Source organism: Frankia sp. AiPs1 (assembly GCF_023716945.1).
Taxonomy (GTDB): domain Bacteria; phylum Actinomycetota; class Actinomycetes; order Frankiales; family Frankiaceae; genus Frankia.
This window is the reverse complement of the sequence record NZ_JAMQQF010000709.1, coordinates 1-2633: the sequence shown is the minus strand read 5'-3', so window position 1 is coordinate 2633 and position 2633 is coordinate 1. Positions and strand designations below refer to the sequence as shown.

Annotated in this window: 3 protein-coding genes; all 3 read right to left on the bottom strand. The window is 72.0% G+C overall.

Translation table 11 applies throughout. From position 1 onward, the window contains the following. Window positions 1–261: ferredoxin (locus ND748_RS29730; protein WP_251749521.1), on the bottom strand; the 261-nt coding region annotated here is incomplete at its 3' end. Further along, window positions 258–1448 (bottom strand): cytochrome P450, encoded by a 1191-nt coding sequence (locus ND748_RS29725; protein ID WP_251749520.1) that lies wholly within the window; start codon window positions 1446–1448, stop codon window positions 258–260. The genes ND748_RS29730 and ND748_RS29725, both read right to left, overlap by 4 nt. Before the next feature lie 85 nt (window positions 1449–1533). Further along, entirely contained in the window at window positions 1534–2328 is a 795-nt protein-coding gene (locus tag ND748_RS29720; protein ID WP_251749518.1) for an SDR family oxidoreductase, read from the bottom strand. Between the last annotated feature and the right edge of the window lie 305 nt (window positions 2329–2633).

Here is a 2633-nt window from a genome sequence, read left to right as displayed (position 1 = left end):
GGCGGCGGCCGTGCGGTCCGCGGTGGCGGTGGCGGTGCGGTCCGCGGCGGCCGTGCGGTCGGCGGCGGCCGTGAGAAGGGTGATCGCGCGTTCGGGGCACGATCCAGCGGCTCGCCGGGCGTCCTGGACGCGGTCGGCGGCGACCGGGCCGTCGGCCGTGACCTGGCCGTATCCTTCGTCGTCGTCGTGGAAGACGTCGGGGGCGAGCATGTAGCACAAGCCGTGCCCGACGCACAGGTCGCGGTCGATCTCGGCCCTCACCGCGACGCGCCCGGGGTGAGGACGAGCGGAAGGGCCTCCAGGCCGACGGTGCCGCGGGGGAACTTCACCGTCGGCGCGAACCCGGGCGCGATGTCGTAGTGCGGGATGAGGCGGTGCCACTCCTCGTAGACCAGGCGCATCTCGAGGCGGGCGAGGTGGGAGCCGAGGCAGCGGTGCACGCCGACGCCGAAGCTGGCATGCGGGTTGTCGCCGCGGTGGAAGTCGATCCCGTACGGATCGGGGTAGCGCGCCTCGTCCCGGTTGCAGGCGGCGATGTAGGCGGTGACCCGGGTACCGGCGGGCAACGTGCGCCCGCCGAGCTCGGTCGGCGCGGTGGTGATCCGCGGCACGAACGGCGCCGGCGGGTCGAGGCGCAGCAGCTCCTCCACGGCGGCGGGGACGAGGGTGGGATCGTCGACGATCTCCTGGCGGCGGTCGGGGTTGCGGGCGAGGCGTTCCATCCCGAAGCCCAGGGCGTCGGTCACCGTGTCCAGGCCGGCGAGGACGAACAGGAAGCACAGGCCGATCACCTCGGCGTCGGTGAGCGCGTCGTCGCCGTCGAGGCAGAGCAGCTCGCTGAGCACGTCCGGGCCGGGAACGCCGCGGCGAGTGGCCACCAGCTCGGACAGGTAGGTGAACAGCTCGCCGGCGTGGCGCAGGTCGGCCTCGTCGGTGCTGATCGCCCCGGACGGGTCGCTCAACCCGAGGATCGCATCCTTCCAGGCGACGAACTGGTCGCGCATCTCCAGCGGGAGACCGAAGAAGGTCAGGAAGGCCTGCACCGGGAAGACCGACGCGACGTCGGCGACGAAGTCGCATTCCCGCCGCGCCGGCAGCGGCGCGATGAGCTCGGCGAGCTGGCGGCGTAACTCCGGTTCCAACGGCCTGATGCTGCGCGGGCTGAAGAAGGGCTGCAGGATGTGCCGGTAGCGGGCGTGCTCCGGCGGGTCGAACGCGATCGGGACCAGCGGGAGCGGGCTGCCGAGGCTGTCGAAGGCCTTCTTGGAGGAGAACACCGCCGGGTTGCGGAACGCGGCCTCGACGAGGGCGTGATCGGTGAGCGCGACGTCGGGTTCGAGTTGGACGATTCGCCCGCGTTCGCGAATCAGCCGCCACGCGGCGTCCCGGTCATCGCGGACGGGCAGGTCCTCGAAGGTGAAGGGCTGGGCTTCTCCGGCCGACGACATCTGGCCTCCTGGGTCCGTTGATCCGCTGATCCGCTGATTGCGTTCGTCGATGCGGGACACGCCGGCCGCGCCGGACGGCGGGGCGTCAGAAGGCCGAGCGCAGCGCTCCGCCGTCGACCGGGATGAGCTGTCCGGTGACGTATCCGGCCCAGGACGAGCAGAGGAAGACCACGACGGCGGCGATCTCCTCCGGGCGACCCGGGCGGCCGACGGGGATGCCGGTGCTGAACTGGGTCATCATGTCGACGGGCGCGAGGCCGTGCTGCGCCCCGACGCCACCGACGTAGTCCCACATGCGGTCGGTGGCGATGAAGCCGGTGCCGATGGTGTTGACGGTGACGCCGTCGCGGCCGAACTCGTTGGCCAGCGAGCGGTTGAGCGTCACCACCGACGCCCGCACGGTGTTGGCGAGGATGTGTTTGAGCTCGGGCGGCGGCTCCTTCGCCGCGCCCGAGCCGATGTTGATCAGCCGCCCCCAGCCGCGTTCCCGCATCGCGGGCGCGACCAGCCGGGTGAGGTGGATGACGCTGAGGGTCATCTCCCGGAAGGCGCGGGCGAAGTCGTCCCCGGTGAGGTCGAAGAAGTCGCCGGGACCGGGACCGTGGACGTTGCTGACCGCGATGTCCGGCGGCCCGAAGCGCTCCCGCGCCTGCGCCACGACCCGCTCGATCTCCTCGGCGACCGTCATGTCCGCCGCCACACCGTGCGCGACGCCGCCGTTCTTGCGGATCGTCTCCACGACCTCGCCGACCGCCTCGGCGCCGCGGGCGGCCACGACGACCCGCACCCCCTCGGCCGCCAGCTGCTCGGCCACCGCGCGCCCGATGCCGCGGCTACCGCCGGACACCACCGCGACGCGGTCCGCAATTCCGAGATCCACATTGACCTCCCCGGACGTCTACATGCTGCCAGATTGCGTGAAGCATGCCACATCTCGCCGAGTGAGGAAACTTATACGGAGAAGCGTATTTGAGCGCCAGGTCAGGGTGACGTAAGCGTCAGATGACTGGCACCATCCGGCCATCAAAACGGCAGGTCCAACCGGGTCCGGCACGCGAGCGGACGCGGGGTCGGGCGGGGCGCCCGAGCGGACGGGGCACACGAGCAGGCAGGGGCGCATGAGCGGACGGGGGCGCGTGGACAGGTTCGACCGGGCGCGGCACCGGCCCATGCCCGGGCCGGCGC